Origin of the sequence: Enterobacter cloacae complex sp. IR5441 (genome assembly GCF_049238215.1) — a bacterium.
Taxonomy (GTDB): Bacteria; Pseudomonadota; Gammaproteobacteria; order Enterobacterales; family Enterobacteriaceae; genus Enterobacter; species Enterobacter hormaechei_C.
In genome coordinates this window covers 172,239-197,745 of record NZ_JBMKIA010000003.1, presented here as the reverse complement: position 1 = coordinate 197,745, position 25,507 = coordinate 172,239, and the positions used below count along the sequence as shown (strand labels likewise).

At 55.0% G+C, this 25,507-nt stretch carries 28 protein-coding genes, 1 pseudogene and 1 other annotated feature; of the genes and pseudogenes, 13 read left to right on the top strand and 16 right to left on the bottom strand.

Translation table 11 applies throughout. The annotated features are described in order from the left end of the window. The first annotated feature begins 32 nt into the window (after positions 1-32). From oppB to ACOTX5_RS05495, 5 genes and pseudogenes are all read left to right on the top strand, one after another. On the top strand, positions 33-953 hold the full coding sequence (oppB, locus tag ACOTX5_RS05515; RefSeq protein ID WP_003856738.1) for an oligopeptide ABC transporter permease OppB: 921 nt from the start codon (positions 33-35) through the stop codon (positions 951-953). A gap of 12 nt (positions 954-965) precedes the next feature. Further along, entirely contained in the window at positions 966-1,874 is a 909-nt protein-coding gene (oppC, locus tag ACOTX5_RS05510) for an oligopeptide ABC transporter permease OppC (protein WP_003856740.1), read from the top strand. Between the two features lie 11 nt (positions 1,875-1,885). Then, on the top strand, positions 1,886-2,899 hold the full coding sequence (locus tag ACOTX5_RS05505) for an ABC transporter ATP-binding protein (protein WP_017384234.1): 1,014 nt from the start codon (positions 1,886-1,888) through the stop codon (positions 2,897-2,899). Beyond that, complete coding sequence (oppF, locus tag ACOTX5_RS05500; protein WP_017384233.1) at positions 2,896-3,900, top strand: murein tripeptide/oligopeptide ABC transporter ATP-binding protein OppF; 1,005 nt, start codon at positions 2,896-2,898, stop codon at positions 3,898-3,900. Before ACOTX5_RS05505 ends, oppF begins: the two co-directional genes overlap by 4 nt. Before the next feature lie 14 nt (positions 3,901-3,914). Beyond that, positions 3,915-4,782 (top strand): annotated as a pseudogene (locus ACOTX5_RS05495) (ion transporter). A 30-nt stretch (positions 4,783-4,812) separates the two neighbouring features. Here the strand turns inward: ACOTX5_RS05495 and ACOTX5_RS05490 are convergent. Both ACOTX5_RS05490 and cls read right to left on the bottom strand, forming a co-directional pair. Beyond that, positions 4,813-5,142: an HI1450 family dsDNA-mimic protein gene (locus tag ACOTX5_RS05490; protein ID WP_003856748.1), complete on the bottom strand. Its 330-nt coding sequence runs from the start codon at positions 5,140-5,142 to the stop codon at positions 4,813-4,815. A gap of 33 nt (positions 5,143-5,175) precedes the next feature. Continuing rightward, the gene (gene cls, locus ACOTX5_RS05485) at positions 5,176-6,636 is read right to left on the bottom strand and encodes a cardiolipin synthase (RefSeq protein ID WP_003856750.1); all 1,461 of its coding nucleotides are present in this window, start codon (positions 6,634-6,636) and stop codon (positions 5,176-5,178) included. Positions 6,637-6,779: 143 nt separating this feature from the next. Here cls and ACOTX5_RS05480 point away from each other — a divergent pair, with 143 nt between their 5' ends. The 4 genes from ACOTX5_RS05480 (at position 6,780) to leuE (ending at position 8,322) form a co-directional block, all read left to right on the top strand. Then, the gene (locus tag ACOTX5_RS05480; RefSeq protein ID WP_017384232.1) at positions 6,780-6,953 is read left to right on the top strand and encodes a YciY family protein; all 174 of its coding nucleotides are present in this window, start codon (positions 6,780-6,782) and stop codon (positions 6,951-6,953) included. Between the two features lie 118 nt (positions 6,954-7,071). Further along, positions 7,072-7,197, top strand: coding sequence for a KPN_01571 family protein (locus ACOTX5_RS05475; protein ID WP_208971014.1), 126 nt, complete (start codon positions 7,072-7,074; stop codon positions 7,195-7,197). 11 nt (positions 7,198-7,208) lie between these two features. Beyond that, positions 7,209-7,619 carry an Exc2 family lipoprotein gene (locus tag ACOTX5_RS05470; protein WP_032609416.1) on the top strand — a complete coding sequence of 137 codons (411 nt, stop codon included), beginning with the start codon at positions 7,209-7,211 and terminating at the stop codon, positions 7,617-7,619. A 67-nt stretch (positions 7,620-7,686) separates the two neighbouring features. After that, positions 7,687-8,322 carry a leucine efflux protein LeuE gene (gene leuE / locus ACOTX5_RS05465; RefSeq protein ID WP_045911825.1) on the top strand — a complete coding sequence of 212 codons (636 nt, stop codon included), beginning with the start codon at positions 7,687-7,689 and terminating at the stop codon, positions 8,320-8,322. A gap of 33 nt (positions 8,323-8,355) precedes the next feature. Here the strand turns inward: leuE and ACOTX5_RS05460 are convergent, their stop codons facing one another. After that, positions 8,356-8,652: a YciI family protein gene (locus tag ACOTX5_RS05460; protein WP_003856755.1), complete on the bottom strand. Its 297-nt coding sequence runs from the start codon at positions 8,650-8,652 to the stop codon at positions 8,356-8,358. A gap of 221 nt (positions 8,653-8,873) precedes the next feature. Between ACOTX5_RS05460 and tonB the strand changes: the two genes are divergently transcribed. Beyond that, the gene (gene tonB / locus ACOTX5_RS05455; RefSeq protein ID WP_017384230.1) at positions 8,874-9,602 is read left to right on the top strand and encodes a TonB system transport protein TonB; all 729 of its coding nucleotides are present in this window, start codon (positions 8,874-8,876) and stop codon (positions 9,600-9,602) included. Positions 9,603-9,640: 38 nt separating this feature from the next. Here the strand turns inward: tonB and yciA are convergent, their stop codons facing one another. The 5 genes from yciA to ACOTX5_RS05430 form a co-directional block, all read right to left on the bottom strand. Continuing rightward, complete coding sequence (gene yciA / locus ACOTX5_RS05450) at positions 9,641-10,036, bottom strand: acyl-CoA thioester hydrolase YciA (protein ID WP_003856759.1); 396 nt, start codon at positions 10,034-10,036, stop codon at positions 9,641-9,643. A gap of 98 nt (positions 10,037-10,134) precedes the next feature. Further along, positions 10,135-12,321: a TonB-dependent siderophore receptor gene (locus ACOTX5_RS05445; protein WP_032669681.1), complete on the bottom strand. Its 2,187-nt coding sequence runs from the start codon at positions 12,319-12,321 to the stop codon at positions 10,135-10,137. Between the two features lie 180 nt (positions 12,322-12,501). After that, the gene (locus ACOTX5_RS05440; protein ID WP_003856762.1) at positions 12,502-13,041 is read right to left on the bottom strand and encodes a septation protein A; all 540 of its coding nucleotides are present in this window, start codon (positions 13,039-13,041) and stop codon (positions 12,502-12,504) included. Positions 13,042-13,054: 13 nt separating this feature from the next. Continuing rightward, complete coding sequence (locus ACOTX5_RS05435) at positions 13,055-13,798, bottom strand: YciC family protein (protein ID WP_032653823.1); 744 nt, start codon at positions 13,796-13,798, stop codon at positions 13,055-13,057. A gap of 25 nt (positions 13,799-13,823) precedes the next feature. Next, positions 13,824-14,228 (bottom strand): YkgJ family cysteine cluster protein, encoded by a 405-nt coding sequence (locus ACOTX5_RS05430; protein WP_045911824.1) that lies wholly within the window; start codon positions 14,226-14,228, stop codon positions 13,824-13,826. A gap of 282 nt (positions 14,229-14,510) precedes the next feature. On the opposite strand from ACOTX5_RS05430, the gene ompW reads away from it, so the two are divergent. Continuing rightward, a complete protein-coding gene (gene ompW / locus ACOTX5_RS05425) occupies positions 14,511-15,143 on the top strand; it encodes an outer membrane protein OmpW (RefSeq protein ID WP_023303840.1) in 633 nt (210 codons plus the stop codon). A gap of 286 nt (positions 15,144-15,429) precedes the next feature. Here the strand turns inward: ompW and yedF are convergent, their stop codons facing one another. From yedF to trpL, 8 genes are all read right to left on the bottom strand, one after another. After that, a complete protein-coding gene (yedF, locus tag ACOTX5_RS05420) occupies positions 15,430-15,663 on the bottom strand; it encodes a sulfurtransferase-like selenium metabolism protein YedF (RefSeq protein WP_003856774.1) in 234 nt (77 codons plus the stop codon). Further along, positions 15,660-16,871 carry a selenium metabolism membrane protein YedE/FdhT gene (gene yedE / locus ACOTX5_RS05415; RefSeq protein WP_045911823.1) on the bottom strand — a complete coding sequence of 404 codons (1,212 nt, stop codon included), beginning with the start codon at positions 16,869-16,871 and terminating at the stop codon, positions 15,660-15,662. The genes yedF and yedE overlap by 4 nt, the downstream gene beginning before the upstream one ends. Before the next feature lie 174 nt (positions 16,872-17,045). Next, positions 17,046-17,855 (bottom strand): tryptophan synthase subunit alpha, encoded by an 810-nt coding sequence (gene trpA, locus ACOTX5_RS05410; protein ID WP_045338127.1) that lies wholly within the window; start codon positions 17,853-17,855, stop codon positions 17,046-17,048. Continuing rightward, positions 17,855-19,048, bottom strand: a complete 1,194-nt coding sequence (gene trpB, locus ACOTX5_RS05405; protein WP_003856780.1) for a tryptophan synthase subunit beta — start codon at positions 19,046-19,048, stop codon at positions 17,855-17,857. Before trpB ends, trpA begins: the two co-directional genes overlap by 1 nt. 10 nt (positions 19,049-19,058) lie before the next feature. Further along, positions 19,059-20,417: a bifunctional indole-3-glycerol-phosphate synthase TrpC/phosphoribosylanthranilate isomerase TrpF gene (gene trpCF, locus ACOTX5_RS05400; RefSeq protein WP_045911822.1), complete on the bottom strand. Its 1,359-nt coding sequence runs from the start codon at positions 20,415-20,417 to the stop codon at positions 19,059-19,061. A 3-nt stretch (positions 20,418-20,420) separates the two neighbouring features. Then, a complete protein-coding gene (gene trpD / locus ACOTX5_RS05395; RefSeq protein ID WP_017384223.1) occupies positions 20,421-22,016 on the bottom strand; it encodes a bifunctional anthranilate synthase glutamate amidotransferase component TrpG/anthranilate phosphoribosyltransferase TrpD in 1,596 nt (531 codons plus the stop codon). After that, entirely contained in the window at positions 22,016-23,578 is a 1,563-nt protein-coding gene (locus ACOTX5_RS05390) for an anthranilate synthase component 1 (RefSeq protein ID WP_017384222.1), read from the bottom strand. Before ACOTX5_RS05390 ends, trpD begins: the two co-directional genes overlap by 1 nt. Positions 23,579-23,601: 23 nt before the next feature. Further along, positions 23,602-23,696: a sequence feature (Trp leader region), on the bottom strand. After that, the gene (trpL, locus tag ACOTX5_RS05385; RefSeq protein ID WP_071524153.1) at positions 23,673-23,717 is read right to left on the bottom strand and encodes a trp operon leader peptide; all 45 of its coding nucleotides are present in this window, start codon (positions 23,715-23,717) and stop codon (positions 23,673-23,675) included. It overlaps the preceding feature by 24 nt. A gap of 127 nt (positions 23,718-23,844) precedes the next feature. Between trpL and rnm the strand changes: the two genes are divergently transcribed. Then, the gene (gene rnm / locus ACOTX5_RS05380) at positions 23,845-24,738 is read left to right on the top strand and encodes an RNase RNM (protein WP_045911821.1); all 894 of its coding nucleotides are present in this window, start codon (positions 23,845-23,847) and stop codon (positions 24,736-24,738) included. Next, the gene (locus ACOTX5_RS05375) at positions 24,735-25,355 is read left to right on the top strand and encodes an L-threonylcarbamoyladenylate synthase (protein ID WP_003856793.1); all 621 of its coding nucleotides are present in this window, start codon (positions 24,735-24,737) and stop codon (positions 25,353-25,355) included. Before rnm ends, ACOTX5_RS05375 begins: the two co-directional genes overlap by 4 nt. Positions 25,356-25,507: the final 152 nt, after the last annotated feature.

Below are 25,507 nucleotides of genomic sequence, written 5' to 3'. Positions count from 1 at the left end.
ATTCATCAGGCACACGCCAGAAGGTACGGGCAATGTTGAAATTTATCCTGCGTCGCTGTCTTGAAGCGATTCCAACGTTATTTATTCTAATTACAATTTCCTTCTTCATGATGCGTCTTGCACCGGGCAGTCCTTTTACCGGTGAACGCACGCTTCCGCCAGAAGTTATGGCCAACATCGAAGCGAAATACCATTTAAACGATCCTATCACCACGCAGTACTTCAACTATCTGAAGCAGCTTGCACACGGTGATTTTGGTCCGTCATTTAAATATAAAGACTATTCCGTTAACGACCTGGTGGCGTCCAGCTTCCCGGTATCGGCTAAATTAGGGGCTGCTGCATTTATCCTGGCCGTTGTTCTCGGTGTCACTGCGGGCGTTATCGCTGCGCTAAAACAAAATACCCGATGGGATTACGCCGTAATGGGGGTCGCAATGACCGGGGTGGTTATCCCCAGCTTCGTTGTCGCGCCGTTGCTGGTCATGATATTCGCCATAACCCTGAAATGGCTTCCCGGGGGCGGCTGGAACGGCGGGGCGCTGAAGTTCATGATATTGCCGATGGTGGCATTATCTCTGGCCTACATCGCCAGCATCGCCCGTATTACCCGCGGTTCAATGATTGAAGTCCTGCACTCGAACTTCATCCGTACCGCCCGTGCGAAAGGGCTGCCGATGCGCCGGATTATTTTCCGTCATGCCCTCAAGCCTGCACTGTTACCGGTACTCTCCTATATGGGTCCGGCTTTCGTCGGCATTATCACGGGTTCAATGGTGATTGAAACCATTTATGGTCTGCCGGGCATCGGGCAGCTGTTTGTTAACGGGGCGCTTAACCGTGACTATTCGCTGGTGCTGAGCCTGACGATCCTCGTGGGCGCGCTGACCATTCTGTTTAATGCCGTTGTCGATGTGCTGTATGCCGTTATCGACCCGAAAATCCGTTACTAACTGGAGCACGCCATGATGTTGAGTAAGAAAAACAGCGAGGCGCTGGAAAACTTCAGTGAAAAGCTGGAGGTCGAAGGTCGTAGCCTTTGGCAGGACGCCCGCCGTCGTTTTATGCATAACCGTGCCGCCGTTGCCAGCCTGGTCGTGCTGGTGCTTATCGCGCTGTTCGTAACCCTGGCACCAATGCTCTCTCAGTTCACCTATTTCGATACGGACTGGGGCATGATGTCCAGCGCGCCGGATATGGAATCCGGGCATTATTTCGGCACCGACTCCTCCGGGCGTGATTTGCTGGTGCGTGTGGCGATTGGCGGCCGTATCTCCCTGATGGTTGGCATCGCGGCGGCGCTGGTGGCGGTGATTGTCGGCACGCTTTACGGCTCGCTTTCCGGTTACCTCGGCGGGAAAGTGGACTCCGTGATGATGCGTCTGCTAGAAATCCTGAACTCCTTCCCGTTCATGTTCTTCGTCATTCTGCTGGTGACCTTCTTTGGTCAAAATATCCTGCTGATCTTCGTGGCGATCGGGATGGTGTCCTGGCTGGATATGGCGCGTATTGTGCGCGGCCAGACGCTGAGCCTCAAACGTAAGGAGTTTATCGAAGCCGCACAGGTTGGCGGCGTTTCTACCGCCAATATTGTGGTGCGTCATATCGTTCCTAACGTGCTGGGCGTGGTGGTGGTATACGCCTCTCTGCTGGTGCCAAGTATGATCCTGTTTGAATCTTTCCTGAGCTTCCTGGGATTAGGTACGCAGGAGCCGTTGAGTAGCTGGGGCGCTCTGTTAAGTGATGGCGCAAACTCCATGGAAGTGTCACCGTGGTTACTGCTGTATCCGGCGGGCTTCCTGGTCGTCACCCTGTTCTGTTTCAACTTTATCGGCGATGGCCTGCGTGATGCCCTCGACCCGAAAGACCGTTAAGGAGCGCCGTCATGACCATTATTGAAACGGCAACCGCGCCACAGGCGCAACAGCGGACCAGCGCACTGCTGGACGTTAAAGACCTCCGCGTGACGTTTAAAACCCCCGACGGTGATGTTACTGCCGTTAACGATCTCAACTTCGACCTGCGTGCCGGTGAAACGCTGGGCATTGTGGGCGAATCCGGTTCCGGTAAATCCCAGACCGCATTCGCGCTGATGGGCCTGCTGGCGTCAAACGGCGTGATCGGCGGTTCGGCGACGTTTAACGGGAAAGAGATCCTGAATTTGCCGGAACATGAGCTGAACAAGCTGCGCGCCGAGCAGATTTCAATGATTTTCCAGGATCCGATGACGTCCCTGAACCCCTATATGCGGGTGGGCGAACAGCTGATGGAAGTGCTGATGCTCCACAAGGGGCTGGGCAAAGCCGAAGCGTTTGAAGAGTCCGTCAAAATGCTGGATGCGGTGAAAATGCCTGAGGCACGCAAGCGCATGCGCATGTATCCGCACGAATTCTCCGGCGGTATGCGCCAGCGCGTCATGATCGCGATGGCATTGCTTTGCCGGCCAAAACTGCTGATCGCTGATGAACCAACCACCGCCCTGGACGTGACCGTTCAGGCGCAGATCATGACGTTGCTGAACGAGCTGAAGCGCGAGTTCAACACCGCCATCATTATGATCACCCACGATTTAGGCGTCGTTGCCGGGATCTGCGATAAAGTGTTAGTCATGTATGCAGGCCGCACGATGGAATACGGTAATGCTCGCGATGTGTTCTACCAGCCAGCCCATCCGTACTCTATCGGGCTGCTGAATGCCGTTCCGCGTCTTGATGCGGAAGGGGAGTCGCTGCTGACTATCCCGGGCAACCCGCCAAACCTGCTGCGTCTGCCAAAAGGCTGCCCGTTCCAGCCGCGTTGTCCGCATGCGATGGAAATCTGTAACAGCGCACCGCCGCTGGAAGCGTTTGCCCCAGGCCGTCTGCGCGCCTGCTTTAAGCCGCTGGAGGAGCTGGTATGAACGCGATCGACGAAAAAAGAAATGTGCTCCTCGAAATTGCTGACCTGAAGGTCCATTTCGATATCAAAGACGGTAAACAGTGGTTCTGGCAGCCTGCCAAAACCCTGAAAGCGGTGGATGGCGTCACGCTACGCCTGTACGAAGGCGAGACCCTGGGCGTGGTAGGCGAATCAGGCTGCGGCAAATCGACGTTTGCGCGTGCGATCATCGGCCTGGTGAAGGCCACCGACGGGAAAGTGGCCTGGCTTGGCAAAGATCTGCTGGGGATGAAGCCGGATGAATGGCGCGACGTGCGCAGCGACATCCAGATGATTTTCCAGGATCCACTTGCGTCCCTGAACCCGCGTATGACCATTGGCGAAATCATTGCCGAGCCGCTGCGCACCTATCATCCGAAGATGCCGCGCCAGGAAATTCGCGATCGGGTGAAAGCGATGATGCTCAAGGTGGGTCTGCTGCCTAACCTCATCAACCGCTACCCACACGAGTTTTCCGGCGGTCAGTGCCAGCGTATCGGTATCGCACGCGCGTTGATCCTTGAACCAAAACTGATTATCTGTGATGAGCCAGTTTCGGCGCTGGACGTTTCCATCCAGGCCCAGGTGGTTAACCTGCTACAGAAACTGCAACGGGAAATGGGGCTGTCGCTGATCTTCATCGCCCACGATCTGGCGGTGGTAAAACACATTTCGGACCGTGTGCTGGTCATGTATCTGGGCCACGCCGTAGAGCTGGGCACGTATGATGAGGTGTACCACAATCCTCTGCACCCTTATACCAAAGCGCTGATGTCTGCGGTTCCCGTTCCGGACCCCGATCTGGAAAAAAATAAAACCATTCAGCTTCTGGAAGGTGAACTGCCTTCGCCAATCAACCCGCCTTCAGGCTGCGTATTCCGTACTCGATGCCCAATAGCCGGGCCGGAATGTGCAAAAACACGGCCGGTTCTGGAGGGCAGTTTCCGACATGCGGTTTCCTGCCTGAAAGTAGACCCGTTATAATCGCAAGGGCTGACATGATGTCAGCCCTTATTTTTCGAGGTTAATGTGTCGCGATTATTCACGTCGGCCCGTCAGCGGCTGTATCACCTTTTATTTGATCCTGAAACGGTTTCCGGTCGCCGCTTCGAAGGTCTGTGTGGTTTATTTGCGCTGATTAGCGTCATTATTATCTTTATCGAATCCGGCGCCGGAACGCAGTACCACATGACGTATGAGGAGTGGCACGTTTTCGTCTGGCTGGAATTGATTGTCACGCTGGTGTTTACTGCGGAATATGTGCTGAGGGTCATTAGCTGGCCAAATCCGGCGAAATACGTTTTCAGCTTCTGGGGATTTATTGATTTAGCCACCATCCTGCCGCTGTATGTCATGTGGCTGTGGCCTGAGATCAGCCTGAATTATGTGTTTGCCTGGCGTGCAATGCGGGCGATTCGTGTGTTACGGATTCTCAAACTGCTGCGCTTTATGCCGTCGCTGCGGGTTTTTTGGGTTGCCATTGTCAGCGCCCGCCACCAGCTGATTCTCTTCTATTCGTTTATTGCTATCGTGATGATCGTTTTTGGCTCCCTTATGTATTTAATCGAAGGGCCGAAATACGGGTTTACCACGCTTAATGCGTCTGTTTACTGGGCTATCGTCACGGTGACCACCGTGGGCTATGGCGATATTACCCCGCATACGCCGCTCGGACGTATTGTGGCATCGGTTCTTATCCTGATCGGCTATTCGGTGATAGCGATTCCGACGGGGTTAATTACCACCCATATGAGCAGCGCCTTCCAGAACAGTAAGCAGCAACGCAAATGTCCGAATTGTCAGCAGGGGAATCATGAACCCGGCGCGCGGTTTTGTCACCGCTGTGGAAATGCCTTACCGGATTAAATAAAAAGGCTGCGCGGGCAGCCTTTTTTATTATTCGCGCCAGAGGATATGGCACAGTTTGTGATCTTTCTCGCGGCACAGCAGGACGCGGGCAAAGATGTCGTTAATTTCTCCGCCGTCTTCATCTGCAAGGCCAATCACCACCTCGGCGAAGAAGTCCGGGTTGAGATCAAAATCGACATGTTCGGCCCAGTCTTCAGCCGGATCGAACAGCTCAGCACCGCCACGCTCTTCAAATTGTAGGTTGAAAAGAATGACGTCAGCAGGGTCGAGATTATCGACCGCCAGCTCGAGAAAAATATCGTAGGCCTGTTCGAGCGTTTCGTCTTCGGTCAGGCGATTGTTCAGATCCATTTCCATGATGACTACCTGTTAAACATCGTTGGGCACGTTTTACAGCAACGGACTAAAGAAGTAAAACAGTCGTTCGGCAATTCGCTGCCACAGCGGACGTTTCGCCCACAGTCTGGCGTCCAGCAGGCGTGAGCGGGAGATATAATCGTCCTGAACCGCCGCCAGATCGCCACCGAACCCGGCGTCATCAATGACCAGCGTAATTTCAAAATTCAGCCACAGACTGCGCATATCGAGGTTGACGGTACCCACCAGGCTCAGCTCTCCGTCCACCAGCACGCTCTTGGTGTGTAACAGGCCGCCTTCGAACTGATAAATTTTAACGCCTGCGGCCAGCAGCTCACTAAAGAACGCGCGGCTTGCCCATCCCACCAGCAGCGAATCGTTCTTGCGCGGCATAATAATGCTCACATCCACTCCGCGCTGTGCCGCTGTACAGATGGCATGCAGAAGGTCGTCGCTGGGAACGAAATAGGGCGTGGTCATGATCAGATATTCCCGCGCGGAGTACGCGGCGGTCAGCAGTGCCTGATGGATCAGATCTTCCGGGAAGCCAGGACCGGAGGCGATAGTGTGGATAGTGTGCCCGCTGGCTTCCTCAAACGGCATGATATTGCCATCCGGCGGCGGGGGAAGAATGCGTTTCCCGGTTTCAATTTCCCAGTCGCAGGAGTAGACGATGCCCATTGAGGTCGCAATCGGTCCCTCCATCCGCGCCATCAGATCGATCCATTGCCCCACGCCGGAATCCTGCTTGAAGAAGCGGGGGTCAACCATGTTCATGCTGCCGGTGTAGGCGATGTAGTTATCGATCAGAACCATTTTCCGGTGCTGGCGGAGATCCATGCGGCGCAGAAAGACGCGGAAAAGATTCACTTTCAGCGCCTCGACCACCTCGATACCGGCGTTGCGCATCATGCCTGCCCACGGGCTACGGAAAAAGGCCACGCTGCCGGCGGAGTCCAGCATCAGGCGGCAGTGGATACCGCGACGTGCAGCGGCCATTAGCGATTCGGCGACCTGGTCCGCCATGCCGCCCGGCTGCCAGATATAAAACACCATCTCGATATTATGCCGGGCGAGCTGGATATCACGGATCAGCGCCTGCATCACATCATCAGAAGAGGTCATCAGTTGCAGCTGATTGCCTTTTACCCCAGCAATCCCCTGGCGGCGTTCGCACAGCTTGAACAGAGATGCGGCCACGCTACTGTTCTCTTCAGCGAAGATATGCTTGCAGGCTTTAAGGTCGGCAAGCCATTTCGCCGTGGAGGGCCACATGGCGCGGGCGCGTTCGGCGCGGCGTTTACCCAGATGAAGTTCACCGAAAGAGAGATAGGCGATGATGCCCACCAGCGGCAGAATGTAGATAATCAGAAGCCAGGCCATGGCGGAAGGTACCGCTCTGCGTTTCATCAGAATGCGCAACGTCACCCCGGCAATTAACAGCCAGTATCCTAAAATGACCAGCCAACTCACCACGGTGTAGAAGGTTGTCATAAATAAAAAATCCTTTTGAAAGCGTATTGTTATGAGTTTACGCATCAGGATTCATCTGGCAAATAAAAACGGCAGATAAAAGCGCTGGTTTGCCGCCTGCTTAGGCATATAATGGCATCTCTGTTAGAGAAAGAGTTGTAGACATGAAGCGCAGTAGAACTGAAGTTGGGCGCTGGCGCATGTTGCGACAGGTGAGTCGTCGTAAGGCTCGTTGGCTGGAAGCACAATCCCGCCGCAATATGCGTATCCACGCCATCAGAAAATGTGGCCTGAACAGACACCGTAACGCGCTGTTGTTCGCGGTCCAGGACATCTGAAAAGCATGAAGGGCACCGTAAAGGTGCCCATTAAACATCCAGGCTATCAATTTTTGCAGTCTCTTCCCATCTGCTTTCCGCGATATACTAACTTCCCATAACGTCATGATATTAAAAGATGAATCCTTATCTCTGGATTTTTATTGTACTTTTGGCGCTGGATGCGCTCAGGGAAGATTTAGGACTTTCGTCATTTTCCTCATTGGCAGATTATGTTTTCGCATGGGGAATACATTTTTATTAAAGGAAAAAAGGATGAACGGAAAAGTAATGGCAGCACTCTTTGGGATTGCGATATTAAGCGGTTGTGCCAGTAGCAAAACCTCACCCGAACGGCACGCGTTTTATTTCGTGTCGCATCAGTCCAGCTTTACTGGCGGCAATTACACCTCCAGCGTGCAGAAAAATTATCAGCTGAACGTGGCGCAGTTCCGCGAGCTTTATGCCCGGGGCAAAGCTGACCGCGCGGAAGGGCGGACTCAGGCTGAAGCCAGTGAATACGCGCAAAGCATTCGCGATCAGCTGAAAGAAAATGCGAAGTCGCAGGAATTGTTCGCAGGCAACGCGAAGGATAAATGGTCTTCGGACATGGACAGTAAAGACGCCCTGTTATTTGGTAACGAACTGGCCGCGACTTATCTTGATGGCTATAACGGCGTACAATAGCGCAACTGATTCAGGGGATACCGTAATTACCGGTATCCCCGCTGTTTTTGAGCGAAAGGAGTAAGACGTGTTTGCGGAGTTTGGTGTACTGAATTTCTGGACCTATGTTGTCGGCGCATTTTTTATCGTGCTGGTTCCAGGACCGAACACCTTGTTTGTGCTGAAAACAGGGATTGGCCACGGCGTTAAGAAAGGCTATCTGGCAGCCACCGGTGTGTTTATTGGTGATGCCGTGCTGATGTTTCTGGCCTGGGCGGGCGTCGCCGCGTTGATCCAGACCACTCCGATATTATTTAATATTGTCCGCTATTTGGGCGCGTTTTATCTGCTGTGGCTGGGCGGAAAAATGCTCTGGTCCGTTATGACGCGTCAAAAAAATGCGCACGAAAGTAGCGCCGAACCGGCAAGCGCAATCCTTAAGCGTTCGCTGGTGCTGAGCCTGACGAACCCGAAAGCGATTCTCTTTTACGTGTCGTTCTTCGTGCAGTTTATTGATGTCAATGCGAAGAATACCGGCACGTCGTTCCTGATCCTCGCCACAACGCTTGAGCTGATCAGCTTCATGTACATGAGCTTCCTGATTTTTTCAGGCGCGTTTGTCACGCGTTACCTCAAAACCAAAAAGAAACTGGCGAAGCTGGGGAACGGGCTGATAGGTCTGCTGTTTGTCGGATTTGCGGCGAGGCTGGCGTCGCTGCACTGAATGAAGAAAAGGCTCCTGAGGGAGCCTTTCGTTTCAGAACACTTTTTTATACGGGCGAACCGTGACTTTCTCGTACACGCCGGCTGCGACGTACGGGTCTGCTTCTGCCCAGGCCTGTGCGGCTTCCAGAGATTCAAACTCGGCAATCACCGTGGAGCCGGTAAAACCCGCCGCGCCCGGATCGTTGCTGTCAACGGCAGGCATCGGGCCTGCGGTCAGCAACCGACCTTCATCCTGTAGCAACTGTAAACGCGCCAGATGGGCAGGGCGAACGGAAAGACGTTTTTCCAGAGAATCAGGTACATCTTCAGCGTAAATCACGTAAAGCACGGCAAAGCTCCTTAACCGGTAAAAGTGACAATTACGTTATGTGAAAGCACAAATGACTGCAATGTAAAGATAATAACAATGTTAAAACCCTGATCTGGATGCCCCTTTTTTGCCCTCAAGTACGCTTAAATTGCGCCAGGACAAAGTGTCTTATTGAATATGATTGCTATTTGCATTTAAAATCGAGGTTCGGTTTTTTAACGTTGATGATTATGACTTCGATGACCCTTGATTTACCTCGCCGCTTTCCATGGCCGACGCTGCTTTCCGTCGTTATTCACGGTGCTGTCGTGGCGGGTCTGCTCTATACCTCGGTTCATCAGGTTATTGAAATGCCGGCGCCAGCGCAGCCAATTTCTGTGACCATGGTATCGCCTGCGGATCTTGAGCCGCCGCAGGTTGCGCCGCCGCCGCCACAGCCCGTTGTTGAACCCGAGCCGGAGCCTGAGCCCGAGCCGGTTCCTGAACCGCCGAAAGAAGCGCCGGTAGTGATCCATAAGCCGGAGCCGAAACCTAAGCCGAAGCCAAAACCCAAGCCGGTCAAAAAGGTGGAAGAGCGTCCGAAACGCGAAGTGCGTCCGGTTGAGCCACGCGCCACGCAGCCGGTTGAAAATGCCGCCCCGTCACGTCCGCTGATGAATAACACCACGACCGCGACAAAACCGACGGTAACGGCGCCCGCGGGCCCGCGCGCGCTGAGCCGTAACCAGCCGCAGTACCCGGCACGTGCCCAGGCGTTACGTATTGAAGGGCGTGTACGGGTGAAATTCGACGTTACGGCCGATGGACGTGTCGATAACGTGGAAATCCTGTCCGCACAGCCGGCGAATATGTTTGAACGCGAAGTTAAATCGGCCATGCGCAGGTGGCGCTATGAAGCCGGTAAACCCGGCAATGGGTTGATTGTGAACATTGTCTTCCGCCTGAACGGCGGGGCACAGATGGAATAAAAGAAGCCTCCGCAAGGAGGCTTTTTTTTACCTGAGGATCAGCTCCGTGGGAGCTGGCGGGGCTTACCGTCGCTATCCACCGCCACATAGATGAATAATGCCTCCGTCGCCTTATAGCGCTGACCAATCGGCTCAGAAGAGACTTTTTTCACCCATACTTCAATGTTGATGGAGACAGACGTATTGCCGCGTTTTACGCAGCGTGCGTAACAGCACACCACGTCCCCCACCGCGACAGGGCGCAGAAAGGTCATGCCATCGACCCGGACTGTCACCACGCGCCCGTGTGCAATCTCTTTTGCCAGGATTGCACCGCCCATATCCATCTGCGACATCAACCAGCCGCCAAAAATATCGCCATTGGCATTCGTATCCGCAGGCATTGCCAGTGTGCGTAAAACTAGTTCGCCCTGTGGGGCGTCATTTGTTGTCATTGTTTTTAAACTCGTAACTGAAGACTTCAGGCGGGATGCTACTATGATTTCTGGCTGGAGAGAATAGGGTTAGCGCCCGCAGAGCAGGCGCCAGCGGGTCAGAAGGACAGGGTCACGCCTGCGTAATACGCACGGCCTGGTTCGTTATAGGTCGATGCACCGTCATTTTCTCGGTAAATTTGCTTATCAAAGAGGTTGCTGATCCCGGCATTCAGGCGGAGATCTTTTGTCAGTTGATAGTTACTACCGATCCCAACGATGGAATAGGCGCCAATCTCTTTATCTGACATCGCATTCTGCTCTTTGCGGATTTCAGCATTTTCTCTTGGCTTCTGGCGGCCATACATCGTCCAGCTAAGGTTCGCTGAAAGTTTGCTGTTAACCTGCCAGTCGAGCATCGTGTTGACGGTATATTTTGGGATAATCGACAGAGGGTTGCCGGTGTCCTTACTTTCTGACTGAATCATATACGTCGCATTGGTGCGCCAGGTTAGCGTGTCGCGGATAACCGGGACGGTGAGGTTGCCTTCCAGCCCCTCAACAACAGCCTTTCCTCCGTTCTGCCACTGAAGGATATTTGCGCCGCTGCTTGTCTGGCCCAGCACGTCCGTTCCTGAAACAATCTTGTTTTTGTAATCGTTGCGGAACCAGGTTATGCCAGCCTCGTAGCCTTCCAGCGCAAAGGCCAGGCCAATCTCTTTGTTCACGCTGATTTCAGGATCCAGATCCGGATTACCTAACAGGTAACAGCTTCCTTCGGAAACGTTGTTCGGGCAGCCATTGCCGCGGGTGGAAAGCAGATAGCCTTCGCTGGATTGATACAGGTTTGGCGCTTTAAATACCCGAGCGATACCCGCTTTAACCTTGAACATGTCACCCAAATCCTGAGAGAGGTTCAGGCTAGGACTCCAGTTGCTGCCAAACTGATTGTGATAATCAAAGCGGAGCCCTGGGATCAGGTTGGTGCCCTGGCGCGCTTCAATATTGTCCTCAAGATAGATGCCAGTGAGGTCAGCGCTGTTTTTGCTGTTGCGCTCAGAAGCCGTACCGGGAACGCCGTTAATCACTTCTCCCGACACATTTGTCGCCTGCATTGAGGCCGGATCGTTCAGTTCATCACGGTTCCATTCTGCACCCACGGTTAGCGTCTGTTCGACCAGCCAGAAGAAAGGAATGTTCAGTTCACCCGTTGAACGGTATGACTCCAGCCGGCTGGTATCGTATTTATCGCTATTGATCATCCCCTCAACTTTGCCCGTAGAGCCTTCTTCCAGGCGGGTGTTGTTGGTCTTTTCATAATAAACACCGAACTTAGACTGACCCCAGTCCCAGATGCCGTTGTGCGTAATGCCATAGGACTGGCGGTACATTCGGTTCGTTTCGTGTCCATACAGGGACGACACCAGACCGTCAGGGCTGACGTTGCTGTTGCTGTATTGAGTATCACCCGCGTAGATATTGCCCTGGCGGCTGTAGCTGTAGTCGAAATCGATAATCTGCTGTGGCGTGAGTTTCCAGGAGAGCAGGGCATTAATGTCCTTGTTGCGCACGCCTTCACGTCCGGCGGCGTAAGAGCCGTTTTGCGCGGTGTTGATGTCCTGAGCATCTGCGTCAGTTTTGTTGATATTCCCGTACAGGCGCATCGTTAACGCATCGCCCGCAAGGGGGCCGCTCAGATCAAAATTAGCGCGTTTCGTCGCTCCCTCTTTATCATTTTCAGGCTGGTTAGTGTACAGGGAGAGCGAGCCGTGCCAGTCGTTGGTCGGGCGTTTGGTAATGATGTTGACGACGCCGCCGGCCGCCCCCGAACCATAGCGGGCGGCAGCAGGTCCCCGGAGCACTTCAATGCGCTCAACCATCTCTGGCGGAACCCAGTTAGTATCCCCGCGGGTGTCGCGCTCCCCGCGCCAGCTGTAGCGCACCGAGTTACGTGACGTCACCGGCACACCGTCAATCAGAATCAGCGTGTTCTCCGGCCCCATACCGCGGATGTCGATCTGGCGGTTGTTACCGCGGCTGCCTGTCGCGCTGTTTCCGGTGAGGTTAACCCCGGGCATTTTGCGAATAATTTCTGAAAGATCGTTAACCGGTGGATCCTTTTCTATGTCCTTTGCCGTGATGATGGAAACCCCCGGCTGTTGCTTCAGCGCCTCTTCAGCGGTGGCCTGAACAACCATTGTTTCACCATCGGCGAGAGGATCTTCCGCTGCGTGTGCGCTCTGGTATAACGTTGAAAGAATGGCGAGCGTAAGTGTAGCCGGGGCAAATCTTATTATGTTATTCATCAACTCATTTCCATTTGTTAAAAATGCGATGACGAATATTAATGATAGTCATTCTCATTACAATAAAGTGACAGCAATCTCCATAAAATCTTCATGATTCAGACATTTTCGCAGGGAGGATGTAGAGAAAAGAGAAGGCGGGAAAAGAGGCCAGACCGCGTGGCGATCTGGCCAGAAGGATCAGTGCTTGTCATCCTGCGGCATGTGGCGATAAATATAAACGCCGCTGAGCAGGGTGAAGATAAGAGTCAGCGCCGTCAGGCCAAACACCTTGAAGTTGACCCAGATATTCTGCGGCAGCCAGAATGCGATATAGATATTCGCCAGACCACACAGAATAAAAAATAGTGCCCAGGCGATATTCAGACGCCCCCACACAGCCTGCGGCAGGGTCAGTTCTTTCCCCAGCATGCGCTGGATCAGCGGCTTCTTCATCACCCACTGGCTGATGAGGAGTGCGCCCGCAAACAGGCCGTAAATCACCGTGACCTTCCATTTGATAAATTCATCATTGTGGAAGAACAACGTCAGACCACCAAACACCGCCACCATCAGGAAGGTGATGAGCGCCATCTTTTCAACTTTGCGATAGCGAACCCAGCTGTAAATCAGCACCACAGCCGTTGCCACAATCAGCGCCAGCGTGCCGGCATAAATGTCGTACAGCTTATAAAAAGCGAAAAATACGATCAGCGGTAAAAAATCAAGAAACTGCTTCATTCTGCGATCCCAGTTACTGACGAATTAACATGTACAGGCGGAACAAATAGACCAGCAGCACGGCTGAAATCAGATTGCTCAGCGTATTGGCGACAACCGCTCCGACGTTTGGCGTTAACACCGCAAAATTCGGCGCAAACAGCAACAGCAGAGTTTTGGCCAGCAGCCAGCTGATAACGGCCGGGGCGACCAGTCGCATATTGGCCCATGCGAGCCTGATGCTGCTGCGCATGGCGGTGAAAATGCCCATTTTGTCCTGCACAATCATTACTGGCGCGAATGAAAGCACGATAGCCAGCAGCACGCCCGGAACGACAACCAACATTATCCCCATCTGAACCAGCAGCGTGGTCAGGAAGATGAGGATAAACAGTTTTGGCAGCACCGGAGCGCTGGCCCCGATTGCACGTAACGCGCTGACGCGTTGGCCGGCAGACACCAGCTGGATCATCAGCAACACGCCACCCGCCAGAATGGCGTTGCCAATCAGGCCCGAGAAGGTAGATGCCGCAGATGCGCGCAGCAAGATTTGCTGTTGCTCTGGCGTCATATTCTGCACAAGGTCAAACAACCCTGCGCTGCCTGCAAGATTTTCCCCCTGGCTCAGCGTGGCAATCTGTTCATCACTGGGTGAGAACGCATGACCCAGCACCACCGTAATAAAGGCGCACAACAACGCGATCAGTAAAAAGGTAATGAACTGATTGCGGAAAAAATTTCCCGTGTCACGGTAGACAGACTTCGCCGTGATAGACATGCACTCTCCTTGAGTATTGCAGGTGTTAATTAGCCGGCAATTGTACACCGGATAACACGCTGGTGGCAGCATCAAGGCTTGCATGGAAAAGCATATCTTTGTAAAGCGGCGGTAATCCATAGCGGGCGCGGGCGCGATTGCATGCCTCATTGACCTGCCCATCCTTTCCCGACATCGCGAAAGTGCGACACGGGCTGGGGCGATCCGCGTAAATGGAACAGCGGGTGGATACCCCAGGCTCACCTTGCAGTGCCACACAGCGGCTCTGTTTTTGGTTGGTGCCGCGCATACAGCGCAGAAAAGGGGTTAAGGGTTCAGTGAGATCAACCGGAACGGTGCCGCCGCCATCGCTGGCTTCAGCCCAGTAGAAAGAGACTCGAAAATACGCACAACAGGCTCCGCACGTCATGCACGGGTTATGATCACTCATGGCACACCTGCAAAAGTAGAACGCATCAAATCACATTGTGAGAGCGATAAATTATCCAGCCGCTACAGGAAGCGCAAGAGAGGGAAGACAGAAAATTTTGTAACCATGAAATGCCAAAAATTGACGCGGTAACAACTTATTGCTTTATGAGGCGTCACCAAAAATTAACCTAGATCAATGAATGTTAACTTACTGGTTTTAATGTGATCTGTGTTAGATCACTTATTACTCATTTGTGAGTATATTCTCCTCCGCAATTAAAACCACAACGATGGAGCGGATATGAAAAAATTAGCGGTGGCAGCCCTTATCTTAAGCAGTCTCTCTGGCGGCGCGTACGCGCATGAAGCAGGCGAATTCTTTATTCGTGCCGGTTCGGCAACGGTACGTCCAACGGAAGGGTCCGATAATGTACTGGGTATGGGCGGGTTTAACGTCAGCAATAACACCCAGTTAGGCCTGACGTTTACGTATATGGCAACGGATAACGTTGGCGTCGAGCTTTTAGCCGCCACGCCATTCCGTCACCGCGTCGGTTTAGGACCGACCGGGGACATTGCCACGGTTCACCATTTGCCACCAACGCTGATGGCGCAGTGGTACTTCGGCGATTCCAGCAGCAAGGTGCGCCCTTATATTGGTGCAGGGGTTAACTACACCACCTTCTTTGATGAGAAATTTAACGATACCGGTAAAAAGGCCGGGCTCTCCGATCTCAGCCTGAAAGACTCGTGGGGTATGGCGGGGCAGGTTGGTCTGGATTATCTGATTAACCGTGACTGGCTGATCAACGCCTCGGTCTGGTATATGGACATTGATACGGACGTGCGCTTTAAAGCTGGCGGGCAGCAGCAAAGTATCAATACCCGACTGGATCCGTGGGTATTTATGTTCTCAGCAGGCTATCGTTTCTGACAGAAGATATATCCCCTGTCAGCCGGTGATTGCTGTATGGTGGTTGTTCCATACACCTGGCTGGAGGGGATATCCCCAACATCAAATTTGAGTGTCCGGTTTGTGCAGGTAAACAGTTTCAGTTCACGACGTTCAGCCCAGCACATAGCCTACCTCACGGTGCTATCTGTTCCGTTTGCGGAACACGTCTCACCATTCATTCATGCCTGCCGAAGCTCAGACGACGACGGTGGCCAAAGCCAGTAAACTAGAAAAGGCCTCTGAGAGGCCTTTTTCGATCGTGAAGTCACTTCTGAATTAAATAACGAATGGTTGGTCCGTCCTGCTGGATATCCAGCACGGTATAGCCGTGATTTTTGGCATCAAGAGGAATGTTATTGATCGACTGGGGGCAATCGCTCACCACTTCCAGAATTTCACCTTTCTTTAGCTGCGGTAGCGCTTCAAGCGTGGCGACGGCCGGGTAAGGGCAAGGTTCACCCACCATATCGAGACGATAATCAGGCACGATCTCTTTCATGCGGCATTCTCCTGAGTTTCAGTTTTGGCGGTGGCGCGTCGGAAGAAGCGCTTCTCTTGTGCAACAACCAGTAAGAAGGCGATAAGCAGCAGGGCATAGGTCACCAGGAGCCCCCCGAGTGGACCAAAGGTATTCAGCAGGTTGACCTTGTCCCAGTTTGTTGCCAGTACCGGAGAGACGTCATCCCAGTAGTAGGCCAGAATGGTAGAGCCAATCACGTTACCCAGACCCACCCACCAGTAATGCACCTGGCCTTCCACAGCGCGATACATCCAGCCGGTTTCACACCCGCCCGCCAGCACGATGCCAAAACCAAACAGCAGCCCGCCAACGACGGCATTTGGGCCCGCCCACATGATTTTCGGTTCCACGCCGAGCTGAACGTAGCTGAAGATGCCGATCGCGCTCACGGCCATACCGGCAATGATCGCCTTCGCCATCATGGTGCGTCCGGTGATCCACATATCGCGAAACGCGGAGGTAAAGCAGATCTGCGCGCGTTCAATCAGCAGACCAAAACCGACGCCGAACAGCATGGCCAGGCCGAGTTTTGGCTGATTCATCGCCGTGCAAATCGCCCAGGCAACCATGGCAAAAAAGACCAGCATACCGAGGCGGAAGCGACGACGCGCCTGATCGGGTTTTTGCGTTAACGGAGAGGCAGCGCTAACTTTCGTCATTTTCACCGGAATGCGGAACAGCGGCAGCAGGGTGAATTTAGCACCGAAGTAGGAGCCGATGGCGGTGGCGACGGCAAAGAACCAGGCATGCAGCGAGAACTGCGGAATACCGGTAAAGAACGCGGCCAGATTACAGCCCATCGCCAGGCGGGCGCCAAACCCGGCAATGATGCCGCCGACCACGGCCTGCATAATGCGGATGCGGCTTTTCGGCATGCGCAACTTAACGTTGTTGGCCCACAGCGCGGCCGCAAAACAGCCGCCGAACATGCCAATGATCATCATCCCGTCGATGCGGGTCAGCGGTGTGCCATCAAGATGGATCAGTTTGAAGTAGCCCCACTCTTCGGCATGGACACCTGCCAGCTGTAATAGCTGCCCACCCCAGCGGGTAAACTCGCCCGTAACAGCCCAGAAGGTGCCGGTAATACCGAAATAATAAGTAGAGAGAATGCCTGCCGCGATAACGGCCGGAACAGGTGACCAGAACTTAACCAGGTAAGTCTGTTTGAAGGAATGCCATGACATGAATAACCTCTGAACTCAGAAGGGTAACGCTAAAAAGAGCCCAGATCATACGCTTACGCGAAAGTTTGGAAAGTCATTCACACCGAAAATATCGACAGGATCAATTTTGACCTGCTTCTTTCAGGAAGAGAGAAGGGAAAACCGCCTGACGCCGGGGCCAGACGGTGTTAACGGTTACGCCTTGCGCGTGGCCGCTTTCATGGATGTGACGAATGCGTGTAACTCAGCCAGCATCTGCTCTGGCTTATCCACGTTCTTCTCGATGATTTTCACGATAGCCGAACCGGAAATGGCTCCGGCGGCTTTCGCGTCAATTGCCGCAGTAACCTGATCCGGTGAGGAAATGCCAAAGCCCTGAAGCGGCGGTGCAGCATGGTATTCTGCCAGCTTCTCCACCAGATGATGCAGCGGCAGCGCGGCTTTGTTTTCCGCACCGGTGACGCCCGCACGGGAGAGCAGGTAGGTGTAACCTCGTCCGTAAGAGGCAATCTGGCGCAACAGATCGTCATCGGCATTCGGTGGACAGATGAAAATCGGCGCGACGTTGTGGCGCATTGCCGCCTGACGGAATGGCGCAGACTCTTCAACGGGCACGTCAGCCACCAGCACGGAGTCAACGCCCACGCGGGCGCACTCTGCGTAAAACGCATCAATACCGCGGCTGAACACCAGGTTGGCGTACATCAGCAGGCCGATCGGAATGGTCGGGTGCTTCTGACGGATCGCCGCCAGCATTTCAAAGCACTGGCTCGGCGTCACGCCCGCGGCAAACGCGCGTAGCGTTGCGTTCTGAATGGTCGGGCCATCCGCCAGCGGATCGGAGAACGGAATACCGAGCTCCAGCGCGTCGGCACCGGCATCAATCAGGGTGTCGATAATCTTCAGCGACTGCTCCGGGCCGGGGTCGCCCAGCGTCACGAAGGGAACGAAGGCGCCTTCCTGGCGAGCTTTCAGTTGTGTAAATGCGTTGTCGTAGCGTTCCATCAGATTTCCCCTCGTGCTTTCAGAATATCGTGAACGGTGAAGATATCTTTGTCACCGCGACCGGAAAGGTTTACCACCAGCAGCTGCTCTTTTTCCGGGTTTTCCTTCATCATTTTCAGCGCGTGCGCCAGCGCGTGGGAAGACTCCAGCGCCGGGATGATCCCTTCATTGCGGCACAGCGTTTTGAAGGCCTCCAGCGCTTCGTCATCGGTGATGGAGACATAATCCGCGCGGCCGGTGCTGTTGAGGAACGCGTGCTGCGGCCCTACGGACGGGAAATCCAGCCCGGCAGAGATTGAGTAAGACTCCTCAATCTGCCCTTCATCGGTCTGCATCATCGGGGCCTTCATGCCGAAGTAGATCCCCACGCGGCCATGCTTCAGCGGCGCACCATGCTCGCCCGTTTCAATGCCGTGGCCGGCAGGCTCAACGCCAATCAGCCCAACGCTGGTTTCGTCGATAAAATCGGCAAACATGCCGATGGCGTTAGATCCGCCGCCAACGCAGGCGATCACCGCATCCGGCAGGCGACCCTCTTTTTCGAGGATCTGCGCTTTAGTCTCTTCGCCGATCATGCGCTGGAATTCACGCACGATGGTCGGGAACGGGTGCGGGCCCGCGGCGGTACCGAGCATGTAGTGGGCGGTTTCGTAGCTGCCAGACCAGTCGCGAAGCGCTTCATTACAGGCATCTTTCAGCGTGGCAGAACCGCTGTGCACCGGGATCACTTCCGCCCCCATCAGACGCATACGGAACACGTTTGGCGACTGGCGCTCAACGTCCTTCGCCCCCATGTAAATGCGGCATTTCAGACCGAGCAGGGCGCTGGCGAGCGCTGAGGCCACACCGTGCTGCCCCGCGCCGGTTTCGGCGATGATTTCGGTTTTACCCATCCGCTTCGCGAGCAGCGCCTGGCCAAGCACCTGGTTAGTTTTATGCGCGCCACCGTGCAGCAGATCTTCACGCTTAAGATACAGCGTAGTTTTAGTGCCTTCGGTCAGGTTGCGGCACTTTGTCAGCGCAGTCGGACGACCGGCGTAGTTTTTCAGCAGGTCAGTAAACTCCGCCTGAAACGCCGGATCTTTCTGTGCGCTCACGAACGCTTCTTCCAGCTGGCGCAGCGCGGGCATCAGGATTTGTGGGACATACATCCCACCGAACTCACCAAAATACGGGTTAAGTAATGTCGTCATCTTCTCTTCCTTAATATGCACGCAGAGTTTTAAATACCGATGCCAGCTTGCTGGCGTCTTTAATGCCCGGTTGGGACTCTACGCCTGAATTGAAATCGAGGCCGGCGCAGCCGGTTTTGGCCGCTTCGACACAGTTATCGGGGCTTAATCCCCCTGCCAGCAGGACATTGTCCAGCACTTCGCCACGCAGCAGTGACCAGTCAAAACGCTGCCCCGTGCCGCCCTGGCCGTTGTCGAGCACGTATTTATCAACATGCTTCAGGTTACGCGCGGGCAGGGTGGCGCCAACGCTTTGCGCTTTCCAGATCTGAACCTGAGGCGCCAGAACATGTCGCAGAGCATCGATGTACGCCTGATCTTCATCGCCGTGCAGCTGGACCGCGCTCAGGGATAACGCGTCCGCTTTTGCCGCAACGTCGTTAATATCCGCATTGCGGAACACGCCCACGTAGCTCAGTGGCGCAGCCGCGATCACCTTGCGCGCCTGTTCTTCATTTACTGCGCGAGGAGAGGACTCGACAAAGATCAGACCACCATAGATTGCGCCCGCTTCATATGCGGCCTGCGCATCCTGGGCACGGGTCAGGCCGCAGACTTTGTTCTCACCCAACAGCACGCGGCGCACGGCCGCATTAAGATCGTCGTGTTCCATCATCGCGGAGCCGATCAGGAAACCGTTGGCAAAGTGGCTGAGTTCGCGCACCTGAGCGTAGCTGTTAATCCCGGATTCGCTGATCACCGTGACGCCCGCGCCCAGACGCGGCGCAAGCTGGCGCGTACGGTTGAGGTCAATCGACAGGTCGCGCAGGTCGCGGTTGTTAATGCCGACCACTTTGGCTTCCAGCGCGATGGCGCGCTCCAGCTCCTCTTCGTTGCTCACTTCGGTCAGCACGCCCATATTCAGGCTGTGCGCGACGGCGGAGAGCTGGCGATACTGCTCGTCATCCAGAACGGAGAGCATCAGCAGGCAGGCATCTGCCTGGTAAAAGCGCGCCAGCCAGATCTGATACGGGTCGATAATAAAGTCTTTGCACAGAATCGGCTGCGGCGCGATGCCGCTGACAACGGGCAGAAAATCGAAGCTGCCCTGGAAATATTTCTCATCCGTCAGCACAGAAATGGCAGACGCATGATGCTTGTAGATACCGGCAATACGCGCCGGGTCGAAATCGTCGCGGATCACGCCTTTGGACGGAGACGCTTTTTTACACTCCAGAATAAACGCGGTACGCACGCCCTGGAGCGCATCATAAAAACGACGGCTGCTCGGAACGACGTCGTTCTGAAAACTGGCGAGCGGCTGCTGTTGCTTACGGGCTTCCACCCAGATGGCCTTATCGGCGACGATTTTCGCTAAAACGGTCTGCATTATTTACCCTCTTGCCGCAAGTGCGGTAACGCGATCGTAAGCTGCACCGGAGCGCAGTACGTCCAGAACTTTTTGGGCGTTGGCTTTCAGATCTTCCTCGCCATGTAAACGCATCAGCATGGCTACGTTGGCCGCCACGGCGGCCTCATGGGCGGCCTCACCTTTACCTTGTAATAAGCGCGTGAGAATGTCACGGTTTTCTTCCGGCGTGCCGCCCGCCAGGGCGTCCTGATGGTACGGGGTCAACCCGAAGTCAGCGGCCTCAAGCTGATAGTTCAGCACTTCGCCGTTATTCAGTTCCGCCACCAGCGTGGGCGCATGCAGGGAAACTTCATCCATCCCGCCGCTGTGTACCACGGCGGCGCGTTGGTAACCGAGGACGCGCAGCGTCTCCGCAATCGGCAGGACCAGTTCCGGGCTGTAAACGCCAATCAGCGCCAGCGGCGGGTGCGCCGGGTTAATGAGTGGACCGAGCACGTTAAACAGCGTGCGGGTTTTGAGCTGCTGGCGAACCGGCATCGCGTGGCGGAAACCGGTGTGATACTTCGGCGCGAACAGGAAACAGACGCCCAGGTCATCCAGCGCTTCACGGGAACGCTCGGCGTTCATGTCCAGGTTGATACCGAAAGCCGCCAGCAGGTCGGACGATCCTGAACGGCTGGACACGCTGCGGTTGCCGTGTTTCGCCACCTTCAGACCGCATGCCGCGGCCACAAAGGCGCTGGCGGTGGAAATATTGATACTGTTACTGCCGTCGCCACCGGTCCCGACAATATCTGCAAATGGATAGTCCGGGCGCGGGAACGGGGCGGCATTTTCCAGCAGCGCGGTTGCCGCGCCGGCGATCTCCTGCGGGCTTTCGCCACGTACCTTCATGCTCACCAGCGCAGCGGCCAGCTGCTCAGGCTTCAGCTCGCCGCGCACGACGGCGGAGAACAGCTGATGGCTCTCCTGCTGGCTCAGGGTCTGAGCCTGATACAGTTTTTCCAGAATCGGTTGCAGGGTGTTGGTCTGCTCCAGCTTTTGTAGCGCCCAGTCGAGCGTTTGCTCCAGCAGGCGCGCGCCGTTGGACGTCAGGATAGATTCCGGGTGGAACTGCATCCCGCAGACACGATCCGCATCGTGACGCACCGCCATCACCATCCCTTCAAACGAGGCGTTAATGGTCAGCCCGGCCGGAATGTTGCTGCCGACCAGCGAGTGGTAACGCGCTACCGGAAGCGGGTTCGGCAGACCGGCAAACATCGCCTGACCGTCATGTTCAATACTTGACGCTTTACCATGGAGGATCTCCCCCGCCTGACCCACGTAACCGCCGTAGGCTTCGACAATCGCCTGGTGGCCGAGGCAGATGCCGATAATCGGCAGCTTGCCGCGCATACGGGTCAACAGCTCAGGCATACAGCCTGCTTCGCTCGGTGCGCCTGGGCCCGGGGAGAGCATCAGCACCGGGTTTTGCATGGTCGCCAGACGGTCAATCAGCGTCTGGGCCGGAACGTGGTTGCGATAGATAACGACATTGTGACCATTCGCACGCAGCTGATCTGCCAGGTTGTAGGTAAAGGAGTCGATATTATCGAGCAGCAGAATGTCAGCCATCAGAAAATCTCCTGTGCATGGTGTGCGGTAGCAATGGCGCGCAGTACCGCGCGCGCTTTACTGCGGGTTTCGTCGGCTTCCGACTGCGGAACAGAATCCAGCACAATCCCGGCCCCGGCCTGGACGGTGGCAATGCCGTCCTCAACGTAGGCGGAGCGGATCACGATGCAGGTATCAAGGTCACCGTGAGCGGTGAAATAGCCCACGGCACCACCGTAGCTGCCGCGACGGCGTCCTTCCGCTTCGGCGATCAGCTGCATGGCGCGGACTTTCGGCGCGCCGCTCAGGGTGCCCATGTTCATGCAGGCGCGGTAGGCATGCAGAACGTCGAGGTCGTGGCGCAGTTCACCCACCACGCGGGATACCAGGTGCATGACGAAGGAGTAGCGGTCGACTTTGGTCAGGTCCGCCACGTAGCGGCTGCCTGGGGTGCAAATACGTGCCAGATCGTTACGCGCCAGGTCAACCAGCATCAGGTGTTCGGAGAGCTCTTTATGGTCGGTACGCATTTCAAGTTCGATGCGGCTGTCGAGATCGCGGTCCAGGGAGCCATCGGCACGACGGCCGCGTGGACGGGTTCCCGCTATCGGGTAGATCTCAATCTGGCGGCTGGTGGCGTCGTACTTGAGGGAGCTTTCCGGCGACGCGCCAAACAGGGTGAAATCATTGTCCTGCATAAAGAACATGTACGGGCTTGGGTTGCTCTTTTTCAGCACATCGTAAGCCGCCAGCGGCGACGGGCAGGGCAGTGTGAAGCGACGGGACGGCACTACCTGGAAAATCTCCCCGGCACGAATCGCTTTTTGCATCTGACGTACCACCGCGCCGTACTGATCGTCGGTCTGACTCACCTCGCAGGTCATCTTTTCAACACGCTGCACCGGGAGCGCGGGCGGTGCTTCTGACATCTGCTGTTGCAGTTGGGCGATGCGCTGCGCGAGGCGATTTTTCTCAGACTCAGACGGAGTGAAAAGGCTGGCCTGGATGCGGGTATATTTTTTCTGATGGTCGATCACCAGCAGGGTTTCGGCCAGGTAGAAACAGTAGTCCGGGCAGCGGTTTCCCTGCTCGGTTTCCGGTAAATCTTCAAAGCCAGCAACCAGGTCGTAAGCAAACAGCCCGCCAAAAAACATTGCTTCGCGCTCAACTTCCGGCACGGCCACCAGATTTTGCAGCAGGCGAAAGGCGTCAAAAACGGAGAGCGAGCAGAGGCGGGCATCCTCATCCAGCAGCTGGCTCACCGGCGGGAAATGCAGAATACGCAGGTCCGGGTGGCGTTCATTTTCAATGCCTGAAGGCAGCGCCGCATCCAGCAGCGGCAGGAGCGACGCGCCATTGTCAGACAACGCCCTGATAGTGACGGTGTCACCTAACGCGGTAATGCGCAGCGCGCTGTCAACCAGCAGCAGGCTTTTGAGGTCGTCCTTACTGTCGATATCAGCTGACTCCAGCAGCAGCGTCGCGGGACGTGCGCCGCACACCTGATGAAACAGCGCGGTAGGGTTATGGCGATAGGCCGCCTCGCAGGTCAGTAGTTCGAGGTGGGGTTTGGCTGTTTGCATGTTATTGTTCTCATATTCTGTTCAAAAAAAAGCCCGCTTAGGAGCGGGCCGGGTATCTGTTTGCTTATCGCAGACGTGTGACACTGCCCGAAGATCAGGAAGTACGCCACCAACCGTGCAGAGCGAAATGTGCTGTCATTTTCAGATACCTTTCTCGTGTGAACTTGCGTACTAGTTAACTAGTTCGATGGCGTGTTGTCAACCCCTGATTTCAGTATTTCACGGTTAGTCGGTATCATAGGGGCTTCGGATGTCTCCAACCTGTTATGGGAAGTGCTTTGAGCGATATCACCTACGCCGTAATTTATGATTTACATAGCCATACGCAGGCTTCAGATGGCCTGCTGACACCCGAAGCTCTGGTCCATCGCGCCGTTGAAATGCGTGTCGGCACGCTGGCAATAACCGATCACGATACCACTGACGGCATTCCTGCCGCGCGCGCCGAGATTGCCCGCAGCGGACTGGCGCTGGATCTGGTGGCCGGGGTTGAGATCTCGACGGTCTGGGAAAACCACGAAATTCATATCGTTGGCCTGAATATCGATACAGAACATCCGGCCATGCGTGCTTTTTTGCAAGAACAAAAAACACGCCGCAATCAACGCGCGGAGATGATTGGCGAACGTCTGGAAAAAGCGCATATTCCCGGTGCGCTGGAAGGCGCGCGAACGCTGGCGAACGGTGGGGCGGTGACGCGCGGCCATTTCGCCCGTTTTCTTGTGGATGCCGGTAAGGCGACGACCATGGCGAATGTCTTTAAAAAGTATCTGGCGCGCGGGAAAACCGGATACGTTCCCCCACAGTGGTGTACAATAAAACAAGCTATTGATGTGATTCATCATTCTGGCGGTAAGGCCGTGCTGGCCCATCCGGGGCGGTATAATCTTTCTGCTAAATGGCTGAAAAGACTGCTGGCACACTTTGCCGACTGCGGCGGTGAGGCGATGGAAGTTGCCCAGTGTCAGCAGGCACCCAATGAGCGTTCGCAGCTCGCGACCTACGCCCGTCAGTTTGGTCTGCTTGGGTCACAGGGTTCAGATTTCCATCAGCCCTGCGCGTGGATTGAACTGGGGCGCAAGCTCTGGTTACCCGCGGGCGTTGAGCCTGTCTGGCAGCTCTGGGAACAGCCACAGCAAATTGAAGAGAGGGAAGTATGAGTCAGTTTTTCTATATCCATCCGGATAACCCCCAGCCACGTCTGATTAATCAGGCCGTGGAGATCGTCCGCAAAGGCGGCGTTATCGTCTACCCAACCGATTCTGGCTACGCGCTGGGCTGTAAAATTGAGGATAAAGGGGCGATGGAGCGCATCTGTCGCATCCGCCAGCTGCCGGATGGCCACAACTTCACCCTGATGTGTCGCGATCTCTCTGAGCTGTCGACCTATGCTTATGTTGATAACGTGGCCTTTCGTCTGATTAAAAACAACACGCCGGGTAACTACACCTTCATTCTGAAGGGGACAAAAGAGGTGCCGCGTCGTCTGTTGCAGGAAAAACGTAAAACCATCGGCATGCGCGTGCCGTCGAACCCGATTGCCCAGGCGCTACTGGAAACCCTCGGCGAGCCGATGCTCTCCACATCGCTGATGCTGCCGGGCAGTGAGTTTACCGAGTCCGACCCGGAAGAGATCAAAGATCGTCTGGAGAAGGTGGTGGAGCTGATTATTCATGGCGGCTATCTTGGCCAGCAGCCGACCACCGTGGTGGATCTCACCGAAGACGCGCCAGAAGTGATTCGTGAAGGCGTGGGCGATGTTAAGCCTTTCTTGTAAGGGTGTAAGCAGATATACTACGCGGCCATCAAAGCAGGGCGCCGCCCTGTTTTTGACCTGATTCGACGCCTGTGAAGGCGAAAAATCACCGAATCAAATCAAAGTGTTAGCGTTAACTCCATGAAATGTATAACAAAATGGGTAACGCAATG

Bases quoted from the DNA above. Each gene is read 5' to 3' on its own strand.
- yedF (WP_003856774.1), bottom strand. From the start codon at position 15,663: ATGAAAGAGATCGTGCCTGATTATCGTCTCGATATGGTGGGTGAACCT.
- ACOTX5_RS05480 (WP_017384232.1), top strand. From the start codon at position 6,780: ATGAAGCGCAGTAGAACTGAAGTTGGGCGCTGGCGCATGTTGCGACAG.
- ACOTX5_RS05430 (WP_045911824.1), bottom strand. From the start codon at position 14,228: ATGAGTGATCATAACCCGTGCATGACGTGCGGAGCCTGTTGTGCGTAT.
- ACOTX5_RS05435 (WP_032653823.1), bottom strand. From the start codon at position 13,798: ATGTCTATCACGGCGAAGTCTGTCTACCGTGACACGGGAAATTTTTTC.
- oppC (WP_003856740.1), top strand. From the start codon at position 966: ATGATGTTGAGTAAGAAAAACAGCGAGGCGCTGGAAAACTTCAGTGAA.
- ACOTX5_RS05445 (WP_032669681.1), bottom strand. From the start codon at position 12,321: ATGAATAACATAATAAGATTTGCCCCGGCTACACTTACGCTCGCCATT.
- ACOTX5_RS05375 (WP_003856793.1), top strand. From the start codon at position 24,735: ATGAGTCAGTTTTTCTATATCCATCCGGATAACCCCCAGCCACGTCTG.
- rnm (WP_045911821.1), top strand. From the start codon at position 23,845: ATGGGAAGTGCTTTGAGCGATATCACCTACGCCGTAATTTATGATTTA.
- ACOTX5_RS05390 (WP_017384222.1), bottom strand. From the start codon at position 23,578: ATGCAAACAGCCAAACCCCACCTCGAACTACTGACCTGCGAGGCGGCC.
- oppF (WP_017384233.1), top strand. From the start codon at position 2,896: ATGAACGCGATCGACGAAAAAAGAAATGTGCTCCTCGAAATTGCTGAC.
- ACOTX5_RS05440 (WP_003856762.1), bottom strand. From the start codon at position 13,041: ATGAAGCAGTTTCTTGATTTTTTACCGCTGATCGTATTTTTCGCTTTT.
- ACOTX5_RS05490 (WP_003856748.1), bottom strand. From the start codon at position 5,142: ATGGAAATGGATCTGAACAATCGCCTGACCGAAGACGAAACGCTCGAA.
- oppB (WP_003856738.1), top strand. From the start codon at position 33: ATGTTGAAATTTATCCTGCGTCGCTGTCTTGAAGCGATTCCAACGTTA.
- trpB (WP_003856780.1), bottom strand. From the start codon at position 19,048: ATGACGACATTACTTAACCCGTATTTTGGTGAGTTCGGTGGGATGTAT.
- ACOTX5_RS05475 (WP_208971014.1), top strand. From the start codon at position 7,072: ATGAATCCTTATCTCTGGATTTTTATTGTACTTTTGGCGCTGGATGCG.
- trpD (WP_017384223.1), bottom strand. From the start codon at position 22,016: ATGGCTGACATTCTGCTGCTCGATAATATCGACTCCTTTACCTACAAC.
- trpA (WP_045338127.1), bottom strand. From the start codon at position 17,855: ATGGAACGCTACGACAACGCATTTACACAACTGAAAGCTCGCCAGGAA.
- ompW (WP_023303840.1), top strand. From the start codon at position 14,511: ATGAAAAAATTAGCGGTGGCAGCCCTTATCTTAAGCAGTCTCTCTGGC.
- ACOTX5_RS05470 (WP_032609416.1), top strand. From the start codon at position 7,209: ATGAACGGAAAAGTAATGGCAGCACTCTTTGGGATTGCGATATTAAGC.
- yedE (WP_045911823.1), bottom strand. From the start codon at position 16,871: ATGTCATGGCATTCCTTCAAACAGACTTACCTGGTTAAGTTCTGGTCA.
- trpCF (WP_045911822.1), bottom strand. From the start codon at position 20,417: ATGCAGACCGTTTTAGCGAAAATCGTCGCCGATAAGGCCATCTGGGTG.
- tonB (WP_017384230.1), top strand. From the start codon at position 8,874: ATGACCCTTGATTTACCTCGCCGCTTTCCATGGCCGACGCTGCTTTCC.
- yciA (WP_003856759.1), bottom strand. From the start codon at position 10,036: ATGACAACAAATGACGCCCCACAGGGCGAACTAGTTTTACGCACACTG.
- ACOTX5_RS05505 (WP_017384234.1), top strand. From the start codon at position 1,886: ATGACCATTATTGAAACGGCAACCGCGCCACAGGCGCAACAGCGGACC.
- cls (WP_003856750.1), bottom strand. From the start codon at position 6,636: ATGACAACCTTCTACACCGTGGTGAGTTGGCTGGTCATTTTAGGATAC.